At 71.6% G+C, this 24,946-nt stretch carries 20 protein-coding genes and 1 riboswitch; of the genes, 4 read left to right on the forward strand and 16 right to left on the reverse strand.

Going from position 1 to position 24,946, the window contains the following annotated elements; all coding sequences use genetic code 11:
• Window position 1 precedes the first annotated feature (1 nt).
• From murD to mraZ, 8 genes are all read right to left on the reverse strand, one after another.
• A complete protein-coding gene (murD, locus tag BJY20_RS02095; protein ID WP_185990010.1) occupies window positions 2-1,516 on the reverse strand; it encodes a UDP-N-acetylmuramoyl-L-alanine--D-glutamate ligase in 1,515 nt (504 codons plus the stop codon).
• On the reverse strand, window positions 1,513-2,598 hold the full coding sequence (gene mraY, locus BJY20_RS02100; RefSeq protein WP_185990011.1) for a phospho-N-acetylmuramoyl-pentapeptide-transferase: 1,086 nt from the start codon (window positions 2,596-2,598) through the stop codon (window positions 1,513-1,515). Before mraY ends, murD begins: the two co-directional genes overlap by 4 nt.
• Entirely contained in the window at window positions 2,595-3,998 is a 1,404-nt protein-coding gene (locus BJY20_RS02105) for a UDP-N-acetylmuramoyl-tripeptide--D-alanyl-D-alanine ligase (RefSeq protein ID WP_185990012.1), read from the reverse strand. Before BJY20_RS02105 ends, mraY begins: the two co-directional genes overlap by 4 nt.
• Window positions 3,995-5,551, reverse strand: coding sequence for a UDP-N-acetylmuramoyl-L-alanyl-D-glutamate--2,6-diaminopimelate ligase (locus tag BJY20_RS02110; RefSeq protein WP_185990013.1), 1,557 nt, complete (start codon window positions 5,549-5,551; stop codon window positions 3,995-3,997). Before BJY20_RS02110 ends, BJY20_RS02105 begins: the two co-directional genes overlap by 4 nt.
• An 11-nt stretch (window positions 5,552-5,562) precedes the next feature.
• Window positions 5,563-7,611 (reverse strand): peptidoglycan D,D-transpeptidase FtsI family protein, encoded by a 2,049-nt coding sequence (locus BJY20_RS02115; protein ID WP_343062741.1) that lies wholly within the window; start codon window positions 7,609-7,611, stop codon window positions 5,563-5,565.
• 37 nt (window positions 7,612-7,648) lie between these two features.
• Window positions 7,649-8,188, reverse strand: coding sequence for a cell division protein FtsL (gene ftsL, locus BJY20_RS02120; protein ID WP_185990014.1), 540 nt, complete (start codon window positions 8,186-8,188; stop codon window positions 7,649-7,651).
• Window positions 8,185-9,228 carry a 16S rRNA (cytosine(1402)-N(4))-methyltransferase RsmH gene (gene rsmH, locus BJY20_RS02125; RefSeq protein WP_185990015.1) on the reverse strand — a complete coding sequence of 348 codons (1,044 nt, stop codon included), beginning with the start codon at window positions 9,226-9,228 and terminating at the stop codon, window positions 8,185-8,187. The genes ftsL and rsmH overlap by 4 nt, the downstream gene beginning before the upstream one ends.
• 153 nt (window positions 9,229-9,381) lie before the next feature.
• Entirely contained in the window at window positions 9,382-9,813 is a 432-nt protein-coding gene (mraZ, locus tag BJY20_RS02130) for a division/cell wall cluster transcriptional repressor MraZ (protein ID WP_185990016.1), read from the reverse strand.
• 357 nt (window positions 9,814-10,170) lie between these two features.
• Between mraZ and BJY20_RS02135 the strand changes: the two genes are divergently transcribed.
• The 3 genes from BJY20_RS02135 to BJY20_RS02145 are packed head-to-tail and all read left to right on the forward strand — an operon-like array spanning window position 10,171 to window position 14,636.
• Complete coding sequence (locus BJY20_RS02135; RefSeq protein ID WP_343062743.1) at window positions 10,171-11,133, forward strand: AAA family ATPase; 963 nt, start codon at window positions 10,171-10,173, stop codon at window positions 11,131-11,133.
• A 3-nt stretch (window positions 11,134-11,136) separates the two neighbouring features.
• Window positions 11,137-12,345, forward strand: a complete 1,209-nt coding sequence (locus tag BJY20_RS02140) for a DUF58 domain-containing protein (protein ID WP_185990017.1) — start codon at window positions 11,137-11,139, stop codon at window positions 12,343-12,345.
• Complete coding sequence (locus BJY20_RS02145) at window positions 12,342-14,636, forward strand: transglutaminase TgpA family protein (protein ID WP_185990018.1); 2,295 nt, start codon at window positions 12,342-12,344, stop codon at window positions 14,634-14,636. Before BJY20_RS02140 ends, BJY20_RS02145 begins: the two co-directional genes overlap by 4 nt.
• A gap of 87 nt (window positions 14,637-14,723) precedes the next feature.
• Here BJY20_RS02145 and BJY20_RS02150 read toward each other — a convergent pair whose 3' ends face one another.
• From BJY20_RS02150 to BJY20_RS02180, 7 genes are all read right to left on the reverse strand, one after another.
• On the reverse strand, window positions 14,724-16,415 hold the full coding sequence (locus tag BJY20_RS02150) for an RNA polymerase sigma factor (RefSeq protein WP_185990019.1): 1,692 nt from the start codon (window positions 16,413-16,415) through the stop codon (window positions 14,724-14,726).
• A gap of 209 nt (window positions 16,416-16,624) precedes the next feature.
• Entirely contained in the window at window positions 16,625-17,026 is a 402-nt protein-coding gene (locus BJY20_RS02155; RefSeq protein ID WP_185990020.1) for a universal stress protein, read from the reverse strand.
• Between the two features lie 107 nt (window positions 17,027-17,133).
• Complete coding sequence (gene metX, locus BJY20_RS02160) at window positions 17,134-18,276, reverse strand: homoserine O-acetyltransferase MetX (RefSeq protein ID WP_185990021.1); 1,143 nt, start codon at window positions 18,274-18,276, stop codon at window positions 17,134-17,136.
• Between the two features lie 15 nt (window positions 18,277-18,291).
• Window positions 18,292-18,401: riboswitch (SAM riboswitch) on the reverse strand.
• Window positions 18,402-18,460: 59 nt separating this feature from the next.
• Entirely contained in the window at window positions 18,461-19,657 is a 1,197-nt protein-coding gene (locus BJY20_RS02165; protein WP_185990022.1) for a DUF4192 domain-containing protein, read from the reverse strand.
• A 118-nt stretch (window positions 19,658-19,775) separates the two neighbouring features.
• On the reverse strand, window positions 19,776-20,894 hold the full coding sequence (locus tag BJY20_RS02170; RefSeq protein WP_185990023.1) for a ScyD/ScyE family protein: 1,119 nt from the start codon (window positions 20,892-20,894) through the stop codon (window positions 19,776-19,778).
• 89 nt (window positions 20,895-20,983) lie between these two features.
• Window positions 20,984-21,397, reverse strand: coding sequence for a YkvA family protein (locus BJY20_RS02175; RefSeq protein ID WP_185990024.1), 414 nt, complete (start codon window positions 21,395-21,397; stop codon window positions 20,984-20,986).
• A gap of 49 nt (window positions 21,398-21,446) precedes the next feature.
• Window positions 21,447-22,190: an EcsC family protein gene (locus BJY20_RS02180; protein WP_221935219.1), complete on the reverse strand. Its 744-nt coding sequence runs from the start codon at window positions 22,188-22,190 to the stop codon at window positions 21,447-21,449.
• A gap of 115 nt (window positions 22,191-22,305) precedes the next feature.
• On the opposite strand from BJY20_RS02180, the gene BJY20_RS02185 reads away from it, so the two are divergent.
• Window positions 22,306-23,976 (forward strand): DNA polymerase, encoded by a 1,671-nt coding sequence (locus BJY20_RS02185; protein ID WP_185990025.1) that lies wholly within the window; start codon window positions 22,306-22,308, stop codon window positions 23,974-23,976.
• On the opposite strand, the gene BJY20_RS02190 is transcribed toward BJY20_RS02185, so the two are convergent.
• Window positions 23,977-24,891, reverse strand: a complete 915-nt coding sequence (locus BJY20_RS02190; protein ID WP_185990026.1) for a PAC2 family protein — start codon at window positions 24,889-24,891, stop codon at window positions 23,977-23,979.
• Window positions 24,892-24,946: the final 55 nt, after the last annotated feature.

Here is a 24,946-nt window from a genome sequence, read left to right on the forward strand (position 1 = left end):
GTCACCCCTCCTGCACGTACCGATCCACCGCTGCGGCGAAGGCATCGCCGCGGGCCCCGTAGTTGTCGAACATGTCCATCGATGCCGCTGCCGGGGCCAGCAGCACGACGTCACCCGGCCGGGCGAGAGCACCCGCGTGCCGGACGACGAGGTCCATGGCTTCAGTGTCCGTCGTGGCGACGTCGATCACCGGGACCTCGGGCGCGTGTCGGGCAAGCGCCCGGGCGATCTGCTCCCGGTCCCGTCCGAGGAGCACGGCTGCGCGCAGCCGGGGGGCGGCTGCCGCCACCAGCTCCTCCACGTCGGCGCCCTTGAGCAGTCCCCCGGCGACCCAGACGACGTGCTCGTGCGCGAGCAGGCTGGCCCGGGCGGCGTGCGGGTTCGTCGCCTTGGAGTCATCGACCCACTGGACGCCGTCACAGCTGGCGACGTGGGCGATCCGGTGGGGCTCGGGCTGCCAGGCGCGCAGTCCCTCGCGCACGGCGATCGGTGGCACCCCGCAGGCACGCGCCAGGGCGGCAGCCGCAAGCGCGTTGGCGACGAGGTGGGGGGCGAGCGTGGGCGCCTCGCCCTGCACATCGGCCAGGGTGGCGAGCTCGGCAGCGGACTGCTGCCGGTCCTCGACGAAGGCCCGGTCGGCGAGGACCTCCTCGACCACCCCGAGCATGGACGGCTGCGGCGTGCCCAGGGTGAAGCCGATCGCCCGGCAGCCCTCGACGACGTCGGCCTCCTCGACCAGGCGGCGGGTGGCCGGGTCCTCGACGTTGTAGACGCAGGCGGCCTCGGCGCCCGAGAAGACCTTGCCCTTGTCGGCGGAGTAGGCCGCCAACGAGCCGTGCCAGTCGATGTGGTCGGGCGCGATGTTCAGGCAGGCGGCGGCCAGGGGGCGAAGGGAGTGGGTCCAGTGCAGCTGGAAGCTCGACAGCTCCACCGCGATGGCGTCGAAGGGCTGCGGGTCCTGCACCAGCTCGATGACGGGCGTGCCGACGTTGCCACCGCTGGCCGCACGCAGTCCGGCTGCCTGCAGCATCGCGGTGAGCATCTGCACGGTAGTCGTCTTGCCGTTGGTGCCGGTCACGAGCAGCCAGGGCGCGCCGCCCTGGCTCGGTCGCATCCGCCAGGCGAGCTCGACGTCGCCCCAGATGGGGATGCCGGCCTCCGCGGCGGCCGCCAGCAGCGGCTGGTGCGGGGGCCACCCCGGGGAGGTGACGACGAGGTCGATCTCCTCGGCGGGACCCGGCAGTGCCTCGGGCGCGCCGTCCCCGAGCAGCAGCTGCGCCCCCAGCACGTCGAGGACCTGCGCGCGCTGGGCCAGCATGGAGTCGGACCCGGGCTCGGGCGCCACCGCGTCGACGACGCGCACGCGGGCGCCGTGCTCGAGCAAGGAGTCGGCGGCGGCGAAGCCGGAGACCCCCAACCCGGCGACGACGACGCGCAGCCCGGACCAATCGGCATCGCGATGGGTCAGGTCGGCCAGTCGAGCGCTGCGGGCGGTCCCGGCGGACGCCCCGGTCACGAGGGGGCCCCCACGACCCACTCGGCATAGAAGACGGCCAGACCGAGGCCGACGAAGAGCCCGGCGATGATCCAGAAGCGGATGACGATCGTGACCTCCTGCCACCCCAGCAGCTCGAAGTGGTGCTGCAACGGCGCCATCCGGAAGACCCGTTTGCCGGTGGACTTGAAGGAGGCGACCTGGATGATCACCGAGAGGGTGATGGTGACGAAGAGGCCGCCGAGCAGGACGATGAGCAGCTGGGTCTGCGACAGGATCGCCAGGCCGGCCAGGGCGCCACCGAGCGCGAGCGAACCGGTGTCCCCCATGAAGATCTTCGCCGGCGAGGCATTCCACCACAGGAAGCCGAAGCACGCCCCGGTGCCGGCTGCAGCGACGACCGCGAGATCGAGCGGGTCGCGCACGTCGTAGCACTTGCTGCCGGGGTTGATCTGGCAGTTCTGGTTGAACTGCCAGATCGAGATCACGACGTAGGCGGCGAAGACCATCACCGAGGACCCGGTCGCGAGGCCGTCGAGGCCGTCGGTCAGGTTCACGCCGTTGGAGGTACCCGCGATCATCAGGTTGGACCAGATGATGAACAGCAGCATGCCGATGACCGGTCCGGCGAAGTACAGGTCGAGCGGCAGGTCGCGGACGAAGGAGACGTGCGTCGAGGCCGGCGTGCGCAGTCCCTCGTTGGGGAACTGCAGGGCCAGGACCGCGAAGGTCACGCCGACGAGGCCCTGCCCGACGAGCTTCTCCCCCGACTTCAGGCCGAGGCTGCGCTGCTTGCTGATCTTGATGTAGTCGTCGGCGAAACCGACGGCACCCAGGCCGACCATGAGGAAGAGCACGAGGATGCCGCTCGCGGTGGGGGGCGACCACAGCACCAGGTGCGCGATGACGTAGGCAGCGACGGTCGAGAGGATGATGACCGCACCGCCCATCGTCGGGGTACCACGCTTGGTGTGGTGCGAGTCGGGTCCGTCGTCGCGGATGAACTGTCCGTACCCCTGCTTGACCAGGTACTTGATGAACATCGGCGTACCCAGCAGGGCCACGACGAGGGACACGACGGACGCGATGAGCACCGCCTTCATGCGCGGGCCTCCCTCTGGACGATTCGATCTCCGAGCCACCGTAGCCCGGCGTCTCGGCTGGACTTGAACAACACGACGTCATCCCTCGAGAGTTCTTCGTCCAGCAGGTCCTCGGCGGCGTCGGCATCGGGAACGGTCCGCACGCGCGGGCCCTCACCTGCGACCCCACGGGCACCGTCGGCCAGTGGCTGCGCGTCCCGGCCGACGACGAGCAGCTCGTCGAAGCCCAGCTGCGCGACCTCCGTCCCGACCTGCGCGTGCAGGACCGGCGCGTCGTCACCGAGCTCGAGCATCGCCCCGAGAACGGCCCAGCGACGGCCCTGCGTGGCCATCCCGGCCACCGAGCGCAGGGCGGCCGACATCGAGTCGGGGTTGGCGTTGTAGGCGTCGTTGACGATGGTCACGCCGTCCCGGCGACGGGTGACCTCCATCCGCCAGCGGCTCAACGGCCGCGCCGCGGCCAGCGCGGTGACGATCGGGTCGAGGTCCATCCCGGCGGCGTGGGCGGCGGCGATGACGGCCAGGGCGTTGCCGACGTGGTGGCGGCCGACGAGGCCCAGGGTCACCTGCGCGGTGCCGAAGGGGGCGGTGACGGTGAACGTGGCGCGGCCGGCCTCGTCGAGGGTCACGTCCGTGGCGCGCACGGTGGCCCCTTCGCACTCGCCGACGAGGACGACGTGGGCCCGGGTGCGGGCGGCCATGCCGGCGACGACCGGGTCGTCGGCGTTGAGGACGGCCACCCCGTCCCGGGGCAGCGCGGCGGGAAGCTCGCTCTTCGCGCGGCCGACGGCCTCCAGCGACCCGAACTCACCCACGTGGGCGTGGCCGACGTTGAGCACGATCCCGATGCGCGGCGGGGCGATGTGGGTGAGGTACTCGATGTGCCCGATGCCGCGGGCCCCCATCTCGACGACGAGGTGACTGGTCGCCGGGGTGATCCGGCAGACGGTCAGCGGCACCCCGACCTCGGAGTTGTAGGAGCCGAGCGGGGCGACCGTCTCGCCGTCGACGTCGAGGACCGAGCCGAGCAGGTCCTTGGTGCTCGTCTTGCCCGAGGAACCGGTGATCCCGATGACGGTCAGGTCCGGGCGGGAGTCGACGAGGTGTCGCGCCAGGGCGACGAAGGCTGCCTGCTCGTCCTCGACGACGACGGCCGGCAGGCCGTCGACCCGGCGGGTGGTGATGGCGGCGACCGCGCCACCCTTCGCCGCGGCAGGGACGAACTGGTGGCCGTCGGCGCTCTCCCCCACACGGGCGATGTAGAGGCTGCCGCGGGCCGCCTCGCGGGAGTCGGTGACGACGGGGCCGTCGACGGTGATCGTGTCGGCCTCGCTCGCGCTGCATCCGTGCAGGCGCCCGCCGGTGATGTCGGCGACGGCGCCCAAGGTCGTGGCGATCATCCCGTGACGCTCCGGTGGTCGAGGGCGGCCCGCAGGACCACCCGGTCGTCGTGGTCGCGAACCTCGCCGCGGACCTCCTGACCCTGCTCGTGGCCCTTGCCCAGGACGGCGACGGTGGCGCCGGGTCCGGCCTCGCAGGCGAACTCGACGGCCATCTCGATCGCCGCGGTGCGCCCGGCGACGTTCTCCAACCGGGCACGGGAGCGTGGCCAGACACCGTCGGCGACGGCCGCGCGGATGACCCGTGGGTCCTCGTCGCGGGGGTTGTCGTCGGTGACGATGACGACGTCGGCGTGCGCGGCCGCAGCGGCGCCCATCCCCGCGCGCTTGCCCGGGTCACGGCTGCCACCGGCGCCGAGGACGACGACGAGCTGGCCGTTGGTCTGCAGGCGCAGCGCCGACAGCACCGCACCGACGGCGTCGGGGGTGTGCGCGAAGTCCACCAGGGCGGTCGGCAGATCGTCCGCGTCGGCGCGCGTGACGTCACTGGGGAGCACCAGCTCCATCCGCCCGGGGACGTCCGGGCGGGTGAGGATCGCCTCGGCGGCGGCGTCGGGTGCGACGCCGGAGAGCATGAGCGCGACGGCCGCCATCGCGGTGTTGACGCGGTTGAAGTCGCCGGGCAGTGCCGAGCGCAGGTGGAGCGTCCGGTCGGTGCCGGTCAGGGTCAGGTCGTTCTCGCGCGGATCGCCGCCGATCACCCAGTCGGCCTCGACATCCAGACGGGAGGTCACCGTGGTGACGGGGACGCTGGCCTCCTGCGCCAGGCGCAGGCCCCACTCGTCGTCGACGCACACCACGCCCTGCCGGGAGCGTTGCGGCGTGAAGAGGCTCGCCTTGGCCCGGAAGTAGTCCTCCATCGTCAGGTGGAAGTCCAGGTGGTCCTGGCTGAGGTTGGAGAAGAGGGCGACGTCGTAGACGACCTCGTCGACGCGGTGGAGCGTCAGCGCATGGCTGGAGACCTCCATGACGCAGTCGTCGACGCCCCGCTCCCCCATGACCGACAGCAGGGCGTGCAGGTCCGTCGTCTCCGGGGTCGTGCGCACCGACTTGATCCGCTGGTCGCCCACGCGGGTCTCGATGGTGCCGATCAGACCCGTGGTGTGGCCGAGTGCCTCGAGCGCCGAGACCATCAGGTAGGCGATCGTCGTCTTGCCGTTGGTGCCGGTGATGCCGAACATCGTGGGCATCACCGCCGCGCTGTCGTAGATCGCCGCGGAGACCTCGCCCAGACGCGAGCGCGGACCGGCCACCTCGATGACGGGCAGGTCGACCCCCTTCGCCGCGATCCGGGAGACGCCGTCCGCGTCGGTGAGGACGGCAGCCGCCCCCGCCTCGGCGGCCGCCACCACGAAGTCGGCACCGTGGACGCGGGCGCCGGGCAGCGCGGCCCACAGGTCGCCGGGACGCACGGTGGCCGTGTCGAGGGAGACACCGGTCACCGCGACCGCCTCGGTCGAGGGGTCGACGAGGCGGGCCGCGTCGGATCCCAGGACCTCGGCCACCGCGGCCAGCGTCAGCGGCTGCACCCGCTCAGGACGTGGAAATGGCACGATCGTCGACCTTACCCTCCACCGGGAGCGCCCCGGTCACGCAGGAGATCGGGGTCGTTCATGTCGGGCTCGCCGGGCGGCACGGTACGCACCTTCGGGGTGCGCTCGTCCTTCGGCGTCGGCGGGACCTTCTGCTTCTGCAGCGCGTAGGTCATGACGTCCTTGAAGACCGGTGCGGCGACGGTGCCGCCGTAGTAGCCCTTGATCGGGCGCTGCAGGATCACCGAGACCACGAGCTGCGGGTCGTCGGCCGGCGCGTAGCCGATGAAGCTGGCCGTCTTGCCGGAGTAGCCACCGGTGTCCGGGTCGTAGCGGTCGGCCGTACCGGTCTTGCCGGCAACGCTGTAGCCCTCGATCTGCGCCTTGGGGGCGGTGCCCTCCTCGGAGACGACCCCCTCGAGCATCCGCGAGACCTGGTTGGCGGTCTTCTTCGACACCGCGCGCGTGCTCTCGGCCTCCTGCGCCGGCTGCCATCTGCCCTCCTCGTCCTTGATCGCGTCGACGAAAGTCGGGCTGAGCCGCACGCCGTCATTGGCGATGGCCTGGAAGACGTTGGTCGCCTGGATCGCGGTCGTCGAGACACCCTGGCCGTAGGTCATCGTGTACCGCTGCGAGCCGCTCCACTCCTGCGCCGGCGGCAACAGACCGGCGGACTCGCCGGGGAAGCCGGACCCGCTCTTCGACCCCAGGCCGAAGCGGCGCAGGTACTCCTCGAGCGTCTTGGGCGACATCGTCTCGCCGATGAGCATCATGCCGGTGTTGCTCGACTCGGCGAGGGCACCGGCGACGGTGCGGTACTCGTCCGGGTGGGGATGGGAGTCCTTGAGCGTGGCGTTGCCGCGGCGCATCGATCCCGGGAGGAGCATCGGCGAGCTCGGGGTGATCGTGCCCTCCTCGAGGCCGGCGGCGACGGTCATGATCTTCGCTGTCGAACCGGGCTCGAAGACGTCGCTGAAGGCGAGGTTGGTGTACACGCCGTCGGCGCTACCGAGGTCGTTGGGGTCGAAGGTCGGGTACGAGGCCAACGAGACGAGCTCACCGGTGTTGACGTCCTCGACGACGATCGTGCCGGAGAGCGCCTTGGTCTCCTCGACCTGGTTGGCCAGCGCGTTCTGCGCGTACCACTGGATGTCGTTGTCGATCGTCAGGCGGATGTCGCGCCCGGGCTGGGCGGAGTTGACCTCGTCCGACGCGTTGGGCAGGCGGGAGCCGTCCTGGGCGATCTGGTAGGTCGCCCGGCCGGGTTCGCCGGTCAGGACGTCGTCGAACTGCAGCTCCAGACCGGCGCCGGCGCTCTGGTCCTGGGGCTGGACGAAACCGACGAGCGAGGCGGCCGTCGTCGATTGCGGGTAGGTGCGCTGGGAGGTGCGCTCGGAGTAGATGCCGGGGATGCCCAGGTCGTTGATCCTGCGCCAGGTCAGGGGCGAGATGTTCTTGGCGAGGACGACATAGCGCTCCTGCCCCGTCATCATCTCCTGCAGGTCCCCGGCCGACTCGTCGAGCAACTGTGCCAGGTCCCGGGCCGCCCCCTCGACGCCGACCTCGGTCAGCTCGTCGTCGACGGTCTTGGTGTACTCGGGTACGGCCGTCTGGTCGACGGTGACGGTGCGCCGCTCCTGGCTCTGGGCCAGAGCGGTGCCGTTGACACCGTAGATCGTGCCGCGCTGTGCCGGGATGGTCTCGGTATGGGTGCGCTGGGCCAGGGCGTTGGCGGCGACGGCCTCGGAGTCGAATCCCTGGATGCGCAGCAACTGCGCCGCGAAGAGGCTGAGCACGATCAGCGAGGCGACCATCAGGGCCCGCATGCGTGCCCTGGAGTTGCCGGGCGCCACCGACGCTGCCGCGGGGGTCTGTCGCCGTGGGGCCGGGCGGCTGGTTGTGGCCTTCTTCGCGCTCGGCCCTCCCGCGGCCGGTCGACGCGGTGCCGCCTTGCGAGCGCTCGACTTCTTCGCCGCGGTCTTCTTGGCCGTGGGCGCGGTGCGTGGCCGGGGGGTCGCCCCCTTCGCTCCGGGCGTGCGGCGGGGCGAGGACCCGCTGCCGCCGGATCGACGCTCGGTCACAGGCGCTGCCTCTCTGCGTCGCGGGTGGTCGTGTGGGTCAGTCGATCGTGGACTCGGAGGTGTCCGAGTCCTTGGCCGCCTCGTCGTCCTTGCTGTCGGCGGCCTTGTCGTCCGACGACGTCTTCTGAGATGACTGCTGCTCGTCCACGGTGGCCGTGGCCGCTGCGTCCACGGTAAATCCCTCCGGGTTCTCCGCGACCGTCGCCACGCCGAGGATCCGGCCCTTGTCGATGTCGATGAAGGCGGCGGTGCTGCTGGGCGCCATGCCCAGTGCCCGGGCCTCGCTGGCCAGGTTCTGCGGGGATGAACGGTCGTTGATCGACTGCTGGAGGGCCGCTTCGGTGTCGGCGAGCTCGGCGGTCCTGGCCTCCAGGGCCGTCACCTCGAAGGAGTCCTGCGCCATCGCCGTGTTCAGTCCCAGCACGGCCCCCAGGCCGGCGAGCAGCAGCGCGATGCACAGGACGGGGAACCAGGCAGAGCCGGTCCGCTCCTGCGGGGTGACGACGCGCAGCGAGGTACGTCGCTCGCCCGAGGTGGAGCGCTTGGCGAGGGTGGTTGCCACGGACATCTGGCTCATCGCGCAGTGCCTTTCGTCGACCTGGGTGCTTTGGTGCGCTCGGCTGCGCGCAGGCGCACCGAGGCGGATCTGGGGTTGGTGTCGAGCTCTGCCTGCGTGGGCACGAGGGCACCGCGGGTGAGCAGTCGCAGCTCGGCCTGGTGCTCGGGTGGCTCGACGGGCAGGTCGTGGGGCGCGGTGGAGGTGGCACCGGCGGCCAGGGCCCGCTTGGTGATGCGGTCCTCGAGGGAGTGGAAGGACAGCACGGCGATCCGGCCGCCGATGGCCACGCGGCGCAGCGCCACGGGCAGGGCCCGACTCCAGCCGGCCAGCTCCTCGTTGACCTCGATCCGCAGCGCCTGGAAGGTGCGCTTGGCCGGGTGACCGCCACCGCGCTGGGTGGCCATCGGGATGGTGCTGCGCAGCAGCTCCACCAGGCGTGCGGAGGTGACGAAGGGGGTGATCTCCCGCTCCCGGACGATCGCCGCGGCGATCTTGCGGGCGAAGCGCTCCTCCCCGTACTGGGAGAGGACGCGGGCCAGGTCGCGGGCCTGGTAGGTGTTGAGCACGTCGGCGGCGGTCATGCCGACGCCCGGGTCCATCCGCATGTCCAGCGGGGCGTCGTGCGCGTAGGCGAAGCCGCGCTCGGTCTCGTCGAGCTGCAGGGAGGAGACGCCGAGGTCGAAGAAGGCCGAGGTGACGGTGTCGATGCCCAGCTCGTCGAGGACCACGTCGATCTCGTCGTTGGTCGCGTGCACGAGGGTGACGCGGTCACCGAATCGGGCGAGTCGCTCCCCCGCGAGCTCCAGCGCCTGCGGGTCGCGGTCGATGCCGACGAGGTGCACGTCCGCACTGGCCGCCAGGACCGCCTCGGCGTGGCCGCCCATGCCCAGGGTGCCGTCGACGTGGACGAGCCTGTCAGCGCCCGGAGGGGGCGTTGTCAGGACGGGCGCCAGCAGATCGAGGACCTCCTCGAGCATGACGGGGACGTGCCGGCCGGCAGCGTCTCGCCCCTGCTCGGGGCGGGCGTCTGCGTCGTCCACGGGCACTCCCTTCGTCATCTCGTCGTGTGTGCTGGTTGCTGTGGGTGAGCGGGGTGATCTCCGATGCCTCGTCGTGTCCTGCAGCTGGCACCTGGTCCCCATCCGGGACGTTCCGGCCCGGGGGAAGTCGGGTCGGCGCCGTCACGGCTGGAGGCCGGATGGCAGCTGCGGTCACATGAGTCCGGGGATCACCTCCTCGGACTGGTCGGCGAAGGCCTGCTCGGTGCTGGCCAGGTACTCGTCCCACGCGGCGGTGTCCCAGACCTCGACCCGGGAGCCGGCCCCGATGACGGTGCAGTCGCGGTCGAGACCGGCGTAGTCGCGCAGCGCGGACGGCACGGTGACCCGGCCCTGCTTGTCGGGGATCTCGTCGCTCGCCCCGGAGAGGAAGACACGCATGTAGTCGCGGGCGGCCTTGCTGGAGGTGGGGGCCTGCTGGAACGTCTGGGTGACCTTGACGAACTCGTCCATGGGGAAGACGTAGAGGCAGCGCTCCTGGCCGCGGGTCATCACGAGGCCACCGGCGAGCTTGTCGCGAAACTTCGCGGGGAGGAAGAGGCGTCCCTTCTCGTCGAGACGAGGTGTGTGCGTCCCGAGGAACATCGCGCCACCTCCCCTTCGAATCGACCCGAATGCCACCACCGGCTTCCTTGATCCCCCACTTTACTCCACCTATCGTCAAAACACACCCTCCACGCCCGCAGATCCGAACCAATTCCCCTGAGTTTTCCCTGACAAACAAGGGATGGGGCAAAGTGGAGGGAATTTTCGACCAGCCCGTCATCCTCGATCTTCTCCGGCCGATCGGGGTGCAGAACCTGCAGGTGGGGAGCCCGAGGGAGCAGGGATGCGTCGTGTGGCCCCGTAGGCTCGGGGGTGAGTTGGAGCGAAGTGGGGGAACGTCCGGGACCCCTACGGATCGGAGTCGTGGTGACGCTGAGCAGGGAAGGCACTGCGCCCGTGCAGAGCCCGAGCGAGGACCTCGAGCACGTCGTGGCCGTGGGGGCGCGCCTCGCCGAGGCGATGAACGGCGTCATCGAGGGCAAGCCGGACGTCGTGCGAACCGCGATCACCGTGCTCCTCGCGGGGGGGCACCTGCTCATCGAGGACGTGCCCGGCGTCGGCAAGACGATGCTGGCCAAGACCCTCGCCCGCAGCCTCGACGCCTCGGTGCGCCGCGTCCAGTTCACCCCGGACCTGCTGCCGAGCGACATCACCGGCGTGAACATCTACAACCAGCAGACCCGCCACTTCGAGTTCCGGCCCGGGGCCGTCTTCGCCAACGTCGTCGTCGGTGACGAGATCAATCGCGCCTCACCCAAGGCGCAGTCAGCCCTCCTGGAGTGCATGGAGGAGGCGCAGGTCACCGTCGACGGGGAGACTTACCAGCTCCCGGAGCCCTTCATCATCATGGCCACGCAGAACCCTGTGGAGATGGAGGGCACCTATCCCCTCCCCGAGGCCCAGCGCGACCGCTTCATGGCCCGCCTGTCCGTCGGCTACCCGACGGCGGCCTCGGAGGTCGACATGCTCGACCACCACGGGTCGCGCTCCCCACTGGACGGGCTCGACCCGGTGACCGATGCCGAGGGGATCGTCGCTCTCGTCCGTGCCGTGCGCACCGTGTACGCCTCCCCCGCCGTGCGGCAGTACGTCGTCGACCTGGCCACGGCCACCCGCACCAGCTCCCAGATCCGCCTCGGCGCCTCGCCGCGCGCAACCCTGCACCTGCTGCGGGCCGCTCGCGCGCACGCCGCCCTCGCCGGCCGCGACCACGTGCTGCCGGACGACGTCCAGTCGCTGGCCACCGTCGTGCTCGAGCACCGGCTCCTGCTCAGCAGCGAGGCCCAGCTCGCCCGCCGCTCCGCGGCCGAGGTCGTCGCGGACATCCTGGCGCGCACGCGCGTGCCCGGCCACGGCTGAGCGATGACCCTTCGTGGACGTGTCTTCGTCGGCGCAGGGGTGCTCATCGCCCTGGCCGGCATGGTCCTCGGGCTGCACGACCTGACGAGGGTCGGGGCGCTGCTGGTCACCCTCCCCCTGCTGGCCTCCCTCCTGGCGCGGCGCTCGGTCTCACTCGAGGTCACCCGCTCGCTCTCACCGGCGCGCGTCGCGATCGACGGGCACGCCGACGTCACGCTCCGCGTCCGCAACACCGGCCGGTCCACCTCCCCCCTGCTGCGTGCCGAGGAGGGGCTGGCCTACGCGCTCGGCGACCGGCCCCACCTGCTGATCCCCCGGCTGCGTCGGGACGAGGAGCGCGCGCTGCACTACCGGGTGCGCTCCCACGTGCGCGGCCACCACGCGATCGGAGAGCTGACCGTTCGCACGAGCGACCCCTTCGGCCTGGCCACCCGCTCGGTCGCCGTCCCCGGCCGGGACGCGCTCGTCGTCCTGCCGCGCACCCTGCCCCTGCTGCCCGTCCGAGGCGTCCCCGCAGGCAGCGGCGGCGAGTCCGCGTCGTCGCCGCGGATGGCGCTGCACGGTGAGGACGACATCGGCGTGCGCGAGTACCGGATCGGCGACGACCTGCGCCGCATCCACTGGCGCTCCACCGCCCGCACCGGGGAGACGATGGTGCGCCAGGACGAGGAACCCGCCCGCCGTCGCGCCCTGGTCGTCCTGGACGACCGCGCCCGCGTGCATGCCGGGACCGGCAACGGCGGCTCCTTCGAATGGGCCGTCACCGCTGCCGCGTCCATCACGGCACTGCTGCTCGGCGAGCGCTTCGAGGTCCATCTCCACCTCGCCTCCGACGAGGTGGGGCGGGCCGTCCCGTTGGAGACCATCGACCTCGCCCTCGACCTTCTGGCCGCCGTGCAGCCGTCGGAGCAGACATCGGCGCAGAGCATGGTCGAGGCACTCGAGGACTTCGCCCAGCACGGCGGAGGGCTCGTCGTCACGGTGATCGGCGCGCTCGCCCACCAGGACGCCGAGCTGTGCGCCGCACGCGCTGCACACGGTCTGGCGCTGGTCATCGACCGAGGCGGTTTCGATGCGGGCAGCAGCGGCGCCGCAGACCTGACCGCGCAGCAGTTGGCCCTGGGTGGCTGGTGCAGCTCGGTCGTGCGCCCCGGTGACCAGCTCCCCCGCCTGTGGGAGCAGCTGGTGGTCGGACGGGCGGCGCACCGATGAGCTCCAGGACGCACGGCGTCGCCGCGTCGCTCGCGGCCATGGCCACCCTCGTCGTCGCGATGCCGCTGACGGCGCTCTTCAGGGAATCCGCCTGGCTGCCGACCGCAGCGCTCGGCGTCCTGGTCGTCATGGTCACCGGCATCGTGCTGCGCGGGCTCGCCCGACGCGCCGGGGTGACCATCCTCGGCCAGCTCCTGGCCGGGACGGCGTACGTCCTGGTCACCCAGCTCGGTGGGACCACCGTCTACGGAATCGTGCCGACCACCCGGACGGTGCCGCGCCTGCTGGACTACGTGTACGACGCCCGGGAGACGATCACCACCTACGCCGCTCCCGCGCCGGAGAGTCCCGGGGTGAGCGTCATGCTCGTCATCATCGTCGTGGTCGTCGGGTTGGCCGTCGACATGTCGGCAGCGACGGCCGCGTCCCCGTCGGTTGCGGGGTTGCCCCTGCTCTCCCTCTTCCTCGTCTCCGCGGCGAACTCCGGCGGCGCCCTGCCCTGGGGCTGGTTCGCCGTGGGCGGCGTGCTGTGGCTGGCGATGGTCGCCAACCAGCACGACCGGGAGCTGCGCGAGTGGATGACGGCCGTCCCGCTGATGAGGGACAGCTCCGACGCCGAGGGCGTCGCCGAGCGCTCGTTGCGGTGGCAGGCCGCCCGACTGGCCGCGGTCTGCCTCGCCGCTGCAGTGCTCGTCCCGCCGGCCCTGCCCCACCTGCCCACGCGCTACGTCCTCGACGGGCTCGGCGCGGGAGGTGCCGGATCGGCCCGCTCGACCGACGGCATCCGCCTGTCGACCGAGCTCGACCTCAAACGCAGCCTCGCCTCGCCGAGCGAGGAACCGGTGCTGCGCTACACGACCGACGACCCGACGCCGGAGCCGCTTCGGGTCGCCGTGGTCACGGACTTCCGGGACGGCTTCGGGCGGATGCGCTCGGATGCTCCCCAGCCCCGCGAGGGCTTCCAGCTGCCCGCCCCGGCGCCCGCCGCGGACGAGGGCATCCCCCGGGAGGAGCGCGCCATCGACGTCGAGGCCAATGGCGTGGCCGCCCCGCAGATCGCCCTGCCGCTCCACCTCACCGAGGTCGACACCGGTGGCCTCCCCTGGGCTCTCGGCACCGACGGCTCCGCCCGGGTCCAGCGCACCCCGGGCAGCTACTCGAGCAGCTACCTCGAGCTGGACCCGCAGGAGGAGGACTTCGGCACGGGCGCCCCCCGGTCCTCGATCGACCTCGCTGCCCACGCCGACGAGAACCTCGCCCTCGACCCCGCGTCGGCCGAGACGATCCAGGAGCTGGCCGCCTCGCTCGCCCCGCAGGACGTCGACGACCTGAAGGCGGCCCAGGCCTTCCAGGAGTACCTGCGTGGGTCGCAGTTCGCGTACGACCTCGAGGTCCCCGACCCACCGGGCTCCCCCGACGACCCGATCCTCTCCTTCCTCGAGACGAAGGTCGGCTACTGCCAGCAGTTCGCCTCGACCATGACCCTGCTGGCGCGTGCCCACGGCATCCCCGCCCGGGTGGTCGTCGGCTTCCTGCCCGGCACGGCAGCAGGCACCGACGAGCGCGTCATCCGCGCGAGCGACGCCCACGCCTGGCCGGAGCTGTACTTCCACGGCGTCGGGTGGACGCGCTTCGAGCCGACCCCGGGTGCCCGCGCCGCGAGCGTGCCGTCGTACTCCATCGCCCTCGAGCGCGAAGGGGCCGCGACTTCGCCGGAGTCAACGACCACGAGCGAGACCACGACCACGACGACGCAGGCGTCCCCGCAGCTGGACGACCCGACCGCGACCGACCAGCCCGGCGGCGAGGCCGAGACCTTCCACTGGCGCAGGTGGCTGCTGGGCCTCCTGCTCGTCGTGGCCGCCCTGGGTCTCATGCCGGTCAGCGCATGGCTGGCCCGCCGACGTGATCGGGCCACGGCCGGCGACGCCCCGACCCGGATCGAGGCGGAGTGGGAGGACCTGCTCGAACGACTGGACGACCTGGGCCTGCGCCCGCCGGTCGGGGCCACGCCCCGCCGCGCCGGCGACTGGGTCAGCCGTCACGGCTACCTCGACGAGCCGGCCCGTGAGCAGCTCGACCACGTCGTGGTGACCGTGGAGCGGGCCCGCTACGGCCGCCCCGACCAGCAGCTGCCCGACATCCGCGCCGAGGTCTCCTCGATCGTCGGCGAGGTCCGCCAGCAGCGGATGGCCGGCTCACGCCTGAAGGCGGCCCTGTGGCCCCGCGCCGGTGTCGACGCCTGGCTCTCCCTGCCGCAGCGACTGGTCGACGTGGTCCGCCGACGCTGAGGCACGGCGTCGACCGGACACGGCGACCGGACACGGCGAAGGGGGCGCCCACCGCGATGGTGGACGCCCCCTTCGTCGTGGTGATGCTCAGTCCAGGTAGTCGCGCAGGACCTGCGAACGGCTCGGGTGGCGCAGCTTGCTCATGGTCTTGCTCTCTATCTGGCGGATGCGCTCACGGGTGACCCCGTAGACCTTGCCGATCTCGTCGAGGGTCTTCGGCTGGCCGTCGGTCAGGCCGAAGCGCATCGAGACCACGCCGGCCTCGCGCTCGCTGAGGGTGTCCAGGACCGAGTGCAGCTGCTCCTGCAGGAGGGTGAAGCTGACCGCGTCGGCCGGGACGACCGCCTCGGAGTCCTCGATGAGGTCACCGAACTCGGAGTCACCGTCCTCACCGAGGGGGGTGTGCAGGGAGATCGGCTCGCGACCGTACTTCTGGACCTCGACGACCTTCTCCGGGGTCATGTCCAGCTCCTTGGCCAGCTCCTCCGGGGTGGGCTCGCGGCCCAGGTCCTGGAGCATCTGGCGCTGCACGCGAGCGAGCTTGTTGATGACCTCGACCATGTGCACCGGGATGCGGATGGTGCGGGCCTGGTCGGCCATCGCGCGGGTGATCGCCTGACGGATCCACCACGTCGCGTACGTGGAGAACTTGTATCCCTTCGTGTAGTCGAACTTCTCGACCGCACGGATCAGACCGAGGTTGCCCTCCTGGATGAGGTCGAGGAAGAGCATCCCGCGACCGGTGTACCGCTTGGCGAGCGAGACGACGAGACGCAGGTTGGCCTCGAGGAGGTGGTTCTTCGCGTTCTTGCCGTCCTGGGAGATCCACCACAGCTCGCGCTTGAACTTCATGTCGATCTTCTCGGCGGTGGCCAGCTTCTCCTCCGCGAAGAGACCGGCCTCGATGCGCTTGGCGAGCTCGACCTCCTGCTCGGCGTTGAGGAGGGCGACCTTGCCGATCTGCTTCAGGTAGTCCTTGACCGGGTCCGCGGTGGCGCCCGCGGTGACGACCTGCTGCGCCGGAGCGTCGCCGTCGTCATCGTTGCTGATGACGAAGCCGCCCTTCTCGTCGGTCTCGTCACGCTTGCCCTTGGACGAGTCCTTGGGCTCTTCGCCCAGGACCTCATCCTCGCCCTCTTCGGGCTCCTCGGCCGTGGTGGTCGTCGGGTTGGAGGCGGCGCTCTTGGCCGCGGCCTTCTTCGCGGCAGCCTGCTTGGCGGGCGCGACCTTCTTCGGCGGGGCTGCCGCGGCGGCCGCGGTCGTCTTCGTCGCAGCGGTCTTCTTGGTCGCGGCCTTCTTCGTCGGCGGCGCGGCCGTGGTCTTCTTCGCGGCGGCCTTCTTCGTCGTGGTGGCCTTCGCGGCGCTCGTCTTCTTCGCCGGCGTCTCGGCGGCCTTGGCGGGCGTGGTCTTCTTCGCGGCGGCCTTCTTCGTCGTGGTGGCCTTCGCGGCGCTCGTCTTCTTCGCCGGCGTGGACTTCTCCGCCGGCGTCTCCGCCGTCTTGGCAGCCGCGGCCTTCTTCGCGGGGGCCTTCTTGGCCGTCTTCTTCGCGGCTATGGACTTTGGCACCTGAACCTCAATTCCCTGGTCGTCGAGCGCACGCAAGACGGCCTTACCCCGGCTGGGGGTGATCTTGGCTTCGCTGAATGCAATCTGAAGCTGGTCTGGCGTGACCAGCCCTGCGGTGTGTCCTTGGCGCACCAACTCCTGGAGCGCTGGGTGCGAGAACTCCTTGGGGAGGGAGCCCTGCGCCCCGTCGGACCGTGGGGACACAGCAGTCACCAACAACCTTTCGTCACGGTGGATTCCGCCGGGGCACTTCGGAGGTGGCGTCTCCCCTGTGTCCCGACTTGCCCGGACGCTCTGCGTTGGGCTCGGTCACCATTATAAAACGTTGCCCCCGTGCACGTGCACACGAGGGTGGTCCGAGGGTGTAAGCGACCGGGGTGCCTCCCCCTCGGAAGCACCCCGGTCGCGGTGGCGTGCAGCGCTCAGCGGAGGGCTGCCTTGACGGCGAGCACGTCGCACGGTGCGTCGAGCAGGACACGCTGCGCGTTGGAGCCGAGGATCAGTTTCCCGACGGGCGTGCGGCGACGCAGACCGATGATGATCAGCGACGCGTCGGTCTCCTCGGCGACGGCGATGAGGTCCTCGGCCGGCTCCTTGCCACGCACGAGCCCGCGGACCTCACCCTTGACATCGGCGTCCTCGAGGCGGGCACCGACACGACGCAGGTCGCTGTCGTTCTTGCGGGCGGCCTCACCGCTGAGACCGGAGCCGCCGCGATCCGAGTGGATGACGGTGAGCTCCTCGTTGCGCAGCTTGCACTCCTCGAAGGCCCGCTCGAGTGCGGCCTCGCCCTCCTTGGTCGACACATAACCGACGACGATCATCTTCTGCTCCTCGCAACGACTGGCTGGTGGAAGATCTTGGCCGAACGCTACACCGCCACTGCGTGACCTGTCTCACGCGTGCCGTGGTGACGATCGCATCCGTGGGGTCAGTGCCGGCGTGGCGCGACCACGACGGACCGCAGCAGGTCCGCAACCTGCTCGACCTCCGTGAGGAACCCGTCATGGCCCACCAGGGAGTTGATCGTCACCAGCTCGGCGCCCGGCTTGGCCTCGACGAGCTCCTCGGACAGGCGCGGCGGGTAGAGCCGGTCGGAGTCGACCGGGGCCACGATCAGACGGCCGGCGAAGGGGGCGAGGGCCTCGCGCAGCCCCTCGCGCCCGCGAGTGATGTCGTGGGAGTTCATCGCCTCGGACAGCACGGCGTAGGAGTTGGCGTCGAAGCGCCCGGCGAGCTTGCCGCCGTGGTGGTCGAGATAGCTCTCGACGGCGTACCGCGGGCGGCCATTGTCCCCGGCGGGCTCGTCCCGCACGTCACGGTCGAAGCGCTGGTGCAACTCGGGCTCGCTGCGGTAGGTGATGTGCGCGATGCGCCGGGCGATACCCAGACCGGCCTCGGGCCCCTGCGCACGGTCGTAGTAGTCGCCGTCGGCGAACCACGGGTCGTTGCGGATCGCGAGGATCTGCGCTTGGCTCCAGCCGATCTGCTCGGCCGTGGCGTAGCCGCTGGCCGCGAGCGCCACGGCGGTGGCGACGCGGTCGGGGAAGCTCGCGACCCACTCGAGGGTGCGCATGCCGCCCATGGATCCGCCGATGACGGTGTGCCACGTGCGAATGCCCAGCTCGTCGGCCAGTCGCGCCTCGGCGTTGACCTGGTCGCGAATGGTCACCCGGGGGAATCGACTCCCCCACGCCCGTCCGTCGGCGGCCCGGGCGCCGGGGCCGGTGCTGCCCTGGCACCCACCGAGGACGTTGATCGCGACGACGAAGAACTCGTCGGTGTCCAGTGGCGCGCCGGAGCCGATGAGATCGGGCCACCAACCGGCCGTCGGGTGACCGGGGCCGGCCGGTCCGACGACGTGGCTGTCTCCGGTGAGGGCGTGCTCGACGAGGATCGCGTTGTCACCGGTCTCGTCGAGCCGGCCCCACGTCTCGTACGCGAGGACCACGTCGGGCAACCGGTCGCCGGACTCGAGATCGAGGTCACCGATGGTGACGAACTTCCGGCGGCCGGGGTGGTCTCCGTCTCGCCAGGAACCCGAGGACGTCGGGGGCCTGGTGGTCACGCTCATGATGATGACTCCCGGGGCTCGCCTTGCCACACCCCTACGGTGCAGCCAGGTCATCACCCGGGGCACCCCGTCGCGAGGAGGGTTGCCGGCCAGCAAGCCGGGGCTTGACGCTGGCGCTCATGACCTGTGGTCAACCATAGCCATCGAAGCGACGAGGATCGAGTGGGGTCCGCACACCGGACCCTCAGGCAGCCTCCCCCGCAGCCGCGCCACCGGGGCCGTCCCAGGGCCGCACCCCGGCGGAGAGCAGCCGCAGCATCAGCTCCGCGAGGCGGTGGTCCGGGTCGATCTCGAGTGCTCGCTCCAAGCAGATGCCGGCGATCGTCCCGTCCCCCACCCACCAGGCGAGGTGGGCGACCAGGGACAGGACCGGCGGCGTCGCCCCCGCCGGAAGCAGCCGGGTGAGCTCGACCAGGCGCGAGCGCACGGCCAGCACCTCCTGGTGCCACTGCTGGGGCGAGACGTCGCCCGGCCCGGCGAGCGCGAGCTCGATCTCCTCCGGCGGCAGGCCCTCCAGCTCGTCCTCGAAGAGGATGTCCGGCACCCAGGGGCACCACCGGGCGGCGAGGGCCGCCGCGTCCACGGTGGGCCCCACCTGCTCCGCCACCGGCATCGCCCCCGGGCAGAGGATGCCCATGAGCGCGTCCCGCCAGACGACGTCCTGGAGCGATGCGGCCACCCACGCGAGCGCCTCGTCGGCCAAGTCGGTGACGGGGGTGGCCTGCAGGCGCGGATCGAGGATCCGGGTCCACCACTCGAGCACGTCCTCGCCCCGATCCGTCCAGGGCACGGGTGGCCGGATGGCCCCGCCACCGAAGGTCTGCGTGCTGCTCGAGCGCCCGAGCGAGGCCAGGTGCAGGCCCACCGAGCGGGCCCGTTCCTCGTCCCGCTCGGGCAGCACGCCCTCGACGATCGCCTCCCGGCTGGGCAGGGGCGCGACGCCGGCGTGGACGAAGGCCGCGATCGCCGGCACGTCCTCCGGGCGCGGGAGTGGCTGCCCATCCTCGGGGCAGCAGCTCTCCCGGCAGTCGGGCGAGTACCAGCGCCCGTCGCGCACCACGACGCGCTCGTGGACGTGGAGTCCCTGGGCCAAAGCGGCCTCGAGCATCGCCTCCGACAAGGGGGCCGAGTCCCCGGCGCCGTCCTCGTGGGCGATGACGATCACCGAGGTCGCCGCTTCGCGGGCGACGATCGCCATCGCCTGCCGGGCGGTCTCACGGCACCCGTCGGGGTCGGTGTGCAGGTCATGGCGCTGGACGAGCCCGAGCCGCTTGTCGTGCAGGACGGTCACCACGACCGAGGGTCCGGGGTGGTAGCCGAGCTGGTACGGGAGCACCACGGCGAGCTCGGCGGGGTCACGGGGGCGAACTGTCGTTGTCATGCCTCGAATCTGCCGAGGAACCACCGCCGAGGACAGGCCCCCTTCGCGGCCTGTGGGAAACGCGGCGCACGCATCGCGGCTGTGGGTATGCCCGTCCGTGCTGGTGGGGCCGCTCGAGTCAGCGCAGGTCGACCCGGACCACGGCGCCGCCGCCCGAGGAGGTCGCGCCGGTCGTGACGTAGGCGGACTTGCCACGGATCGCGACCCCGTACGGCGCCGACAGGTGCGATGCGACCGCTTCGTGCTCGGAGCCGCCCGGCGTCACCTGCCGCAGCGACCCGATGAACTGTCCGTCCAGGAAGTTCACGTCGTCGTACTGCACGGCGTAGAGCGTGTCACCCTGCCAGGCCAGGCTGGTGACCGTCGTCAGACCGGTGGCGTACTCGCTCACCTGCCCATCACGCGTCACCCGCCAGATCGTCGAGCCATCGGTCGGGAAGGGGAAACCGGTCAACTGCGACACGTAGTACGCGCCGTCGGGGCCGACCGCGACGTCGGTCGGGACCGCCTGGGGCAAGATCTCGCCAGGACCGAACGGGTTGGGCACCGCCGCTCCGTCCGGGAAGACGGCGATGGTGCTCTCCCCACGCTTGCCGACCTCGCGCAGGTAGTTGCCACCGGCGTCGGTGACGACCCAGTTCTTGGAGTCCAGCGCCGCGAAGCCGACCGCGTTGCTGTCGGGAGGAGTGTTGCCGTCCGGGTTGCTCGCCACCTCGTACGCGTTGAGGTCGGCCGCGACATCGAGATCCGCTCCGGTGATCGCGGCCTGGCTCAGGCGCCCGGTCTGCAGGGTGCCGAACCTCTCGAAGTCCCCGCCCAGACCATCACGCGAGCTCGCGCCGATGGCCATGCCGCCCACCAGCACCGCGATCGAGTTGCCGCGGACGTCGACGTCGGACGCTCCCATGAGCTCGCCGTTGAAGGTCAACGTCGGCAGCCCGGTCACGACCCGCTCCTGTGTGGCGCCCCTGACCTGCGTCACGGAGCCCACCAGCCCACAGAACTGGATGGCCTCGTCAACTCCGGAGATCGGGCTGCAGGAATCGTTCGTGCCCGCTTCGGCCACATACAGGCGCTGCCCGGGGCCCACCGCGAGCTGACGGGGGTTGTTGAGCCCACTCGCGACGGTGACGGGGCCATCGGATGACGCCCCACTCGCCGGCGCGAGGCCGATCGCACCAAGACCGATACCAACGGACGCAGCCAGTGCGACCGGAACTGAGCGAATGTGAGCCATCGTCAACGCCCCCTGCTGAGCGACTATCGGATCACGGAATGTCCGCCCCTCAAGATTGTCCTACTGCGGGGGACGTGGCAAGAGGTGCGTCAGTCCGGGACCACGTAGGACGGCACCGTCTGCCCGTCCCGGCCGTCGTGGCCCCGGCCCTGCTGCGCGGCCCACGCGGCGGCGTCGCGTTCCCAGGCGATGAAGTCCTCGCTCTCGCGCATCAGCACGGTGGCCACCCACCCGATGACGAGGACGTCGTCGACGAGGCCGAAGGCGAGCAGGAGGCCCTCGGGGACGAGGTCGATCGGCGAGACGATGTACCCGACCCCGGCGAGCAGCATCAGCAGCCGCGTCGACGTCAGGCCGGTGTACTGCCCCGACCGCACGGCCCGGACCATCCGCGGGACGGCGCGTGCTCGCGCCCACAGGCTCGGGGCCCCGGGCGTCGCGGACGCCTCGTGCATGGCGTGGGCGAGGCGGGCGGCTCGGTACGTGCTGGGTCCTGCGGGCATCGGGACACCTCCGGGGTGAACTGTCACCATCAGGCTACCCCTGCGGTGGTCACGCCCGGGCGTCGCCGGCGGGCGGGAACTCCTCACGCACGTGGTCGGCGAGCTGCTTGAGCAGCCACACGTCCATACCGGCGCCGATGGCGCCGCCGACGACCGGGACGGCCTTGCCGAAGCGGGCGAAGACCCCCTTCCCCGCTTGGCTGAGGATGCGGAAGCCGACAGCCTTGTTGACGACCATCAACGCGGGGCCGGACAGCTGCTGCGTCGCGAAGGATGTGAGGCGACCGCTCGGAGCGGCCATCCCGGCCTTGGCCAGCAGGTCCTGGGCGTCTGCGCCGACCAGGCTGAGCAGGGCGGCCGAGCGCACCTCGGCACGCGCCAGGTCGTGGCCGCGCACGTGGGCGACGGCCGCGGCCATCCGTGTGGCGAGGACGTAGAAGCCGAAGACGTTGGCCGGGAGCGCGACGACCATCGTGGCGAAGCCGCCGAGGTTGGTGACGAAGCCGCTGGCGCCGGCGAGCCGGATGTGGTCGGCGATGATCCGGTCGATGGCCGTGTCGGCGTTGCCGCCGGACTTCAGCAGGGCGGCGTCACCGACGGCGACGGCCGAGTCGAAGCGGCCGTGTCCGTCGATGCCGATGTCCAGCAGCTGCTGCACGAGCTTCACGACCGCGCCGTTGGCGCCGGACCGGCCCTGCGGGTCCCGGGCCTGCTCCAGGGCCGGGCGGGTGTCCCGGGATGCGTGCTTGCCCTTGCTCCGCCCGATGCCGAGCGCGTCGGTGGTGAGGCCCATGTGACGTCCTTCGTGTGGTGCCGGCCAGTGGTGTCGCCGTCGATCCTGCCATGCAGCGCTCGCAGTAGCCGTGCTCGGGAAGGAGTGTCGGATCACGCCGGTAGCCTCGCTGCCTGTGGAGGATCTCGGGGCCGTCGTGGTCGGCGTGGACGGGGTGGGCGCCGTGCTGCCCCCGCACTCCCCTGCCCTACCGACCACGGACCTCAACTCGCTCGTCGAGGCGCTCGACCCGACCGTGCGGTGGGTCACTTGGTCCGCCGACGCCGTCGCTGCGGCCATCCGCGCCGGCGCCCGCCTCGACCGCACGTGGGACGTCGCCGAGGTGCACCGCCTCATCCACGGTGGGTGGGCGGCCGGGCCCGAGCTGGCCTGGGCGGCGACGCACGGCCTGGACCCCCAGGACGTGCCCAGTGCGCCCACCGGGGACCTGTTCGACCTGCTCTCCGACGAGCTGCCGCCCGAGGACCTCGTCCGCCCGGACGGGCACCTGCGCGCGGACGCCGTCTCGGGCGCGTGGTTGACGACGCCGCAGCGCTGCGCCGCCTTCGCGGAGGCGGCCCGGCAGGTCGCCCGACACCAGCACGAAGTCAGGCGAGCCGCCGGTCCTCGTGCGCTCGCCACGGCATGCGCCGAGTCGGCTGCCGCGGTCCTGTGCGTCGAGCTGGAGAGTGCCGGCCTGCCCATCGACCGGGCCGCCGCGAGCCGGCTGGTCACCGCGGCGGCCGGTCCCGAGCCGCACGACGTCGCCGAGGAGCTCGCGTCCCGGCAGGTACGCGACGCACCGGTGCTGGCAGCACTGCCGGGCACCGGTCACGTCGACCTGCGCAACCCCGCCCAGGTCAAGACGATGCTCGCCCGCGCCGGCGTCGACGTGCCCTCGACACGCAAGTGGGTCCTCGAGGCGCAGGTGGGTGCCCACCCGGTGGTCCCGGCCCTGCTCGAGTGGCGTCGGCAGGAGCGGATCGCCACGACCTACGGCTGGCGGTGGCTGCGCGAGCACGTCGGCAGCGACGACCGGCTGCGCGGGGCGTGGGCGGCCTGCGACGGCGCTGCCGGTCGGATGACGGCCCAGGCCGGGCTGCACAACCTGCCGGCCGAGCTGCGTCCGGCGGTCGCGGCCGACGAGGACTGGGTCTTCGTGCGGGCCGACCTCGGGCAGGTCGAGCCGCGGGTGCTCGCGGCGGTCTCGGGGGACCGGGCCTTCGCTGCGGCGACCCGCGAGAACGACCTCTACTCCCCCGTCGCCGCGCAGCTGGGGGTGGAACGCTCGGTCGCGAAGATCGCGGTGCTCGCGGCGATGTACGGCCAGCGTTCCGGCTCGGCCGCCCAGGCGCTGCGCGGGCTGGAGCGGGAGTACCCGGTGGCGATGGCGCACCTGCAGCGCGCGCAGGACGCGGGCCGGCGCGGGGAGCCCGTGCACACCTTCGGTGGCCGGCGGGTGCGCACCGACATCCCCGGTTCAGATGGCAGCGATGATGACGGGCGGGACACGCTCTCCTCGGCCCGTGGCCGCTTCGCCCGCAACGCCGTGATCCAGGGGTCGGCCGCCGAGCTGTTCAAGGCCTGGGCCGCGACCGTACGGGTGGCCGTGCGCCCCCTTCGCTCCCGGATCGTGCTGTGCCTGCACGACGAACTGCTCGTCCACGTCCCGCAGGAGTATGCCGATCAGGCCGCGGCAACGGTCGACCAGGCACTCACCGACGCTGCGCGGCGGTGGCTGGGCGGCGAGCAGGTGCGCTTCGTCGCCGACACCTCGGTCGTGCGGCGGTGGTCCGAGGCGAAGTAGCTACTGGGAGTCGGAGGAGTCGTCCCGGGTGCGCAGGAAGTCCTCGAACTCTGCACCGAGCTGGTCCGCGGAGGGCAGGTCCTGTCCCTCCCCGGCGAGCAGGCTGGGCCGCTCGAGCCCGCGCAGGTGCACGTCGTACTGGCGCTCGAGCGCCTGGACGGCCTCGCGGACCTCATCGTTCTCCTCGACCTCACGCTCGATCTGCAGCCGGCCCTCGCGGGCGGCCTCGGCGAGCGCGTCGTTGGCCAGGTTGAGGCCGGTGACGTCGACGATCGCGTTGAGCGCGGTCAGCGCCGCGTCGTGGAAGGTCGACTGCGCGAGGTAGTGCGGCACGTGCAGGCTGAAGCCGACGGCATCGCGGTCGGACTCCCCCAGCCGCAGCTCGAGCAGGGCGGCCAGGCTCGCCGGGACCTGCACGGTGCCGAAGACGGGCTTGTGCTCGCCGATGAGGCGCTCGTTGCTGCCGTGGACGGTCATGCCGACGGGCCGGGTGTGCGGCACCGCCATGGGGATGCCGTGGGCGTGGACCGCCAGGGAGATGCCGACCTCGTCCATGAGTTCAGTCACGGAGGAGACCATCGCCTCCCACCGGTAGTCCGGCTCCGGCCCGGCGAGGATGTAGTAGCTCTGCTCGTCGCGGTCGGTCAGGTGGTAGAGCAGCAGCGCCGGGTCGTTGTAGTCGGTGTAGCGGTTGGCGTCGAAGGTGATGACCGGCCGGCGCGAGCGGTAGTCCACGAGGGCGTCCACGTCGAAGGATGCGACGACGGTCGGCTCGCTCACCTCCAGGAGGTGGTCGACCAGGAGGCGCTGGGCCATCCCGGCGTCGAAGAAGCCGTCGAAGGCGACAATCATCGGCCCCGGCTCCAGAGCAGCGGGGTCGGTGTCGACCTCGTAACGGTAGAGGCGCTCGGCCACGTCAGGTCCTCCTTGTCGATTCATCACTCATTGTGTCAACGAACCCTGCGTTCCA

This window comes from Janibacter cremeus (genome assembly GCF_013409205.1).
In the GTDB taxonomy this organism is placed as follows: domain Bacteria; phylum Actinomycetota; class Actinomycetes; order Actinomycetales; family Dermatophilaceae; genus Janibacter; species Janibacter cremeus.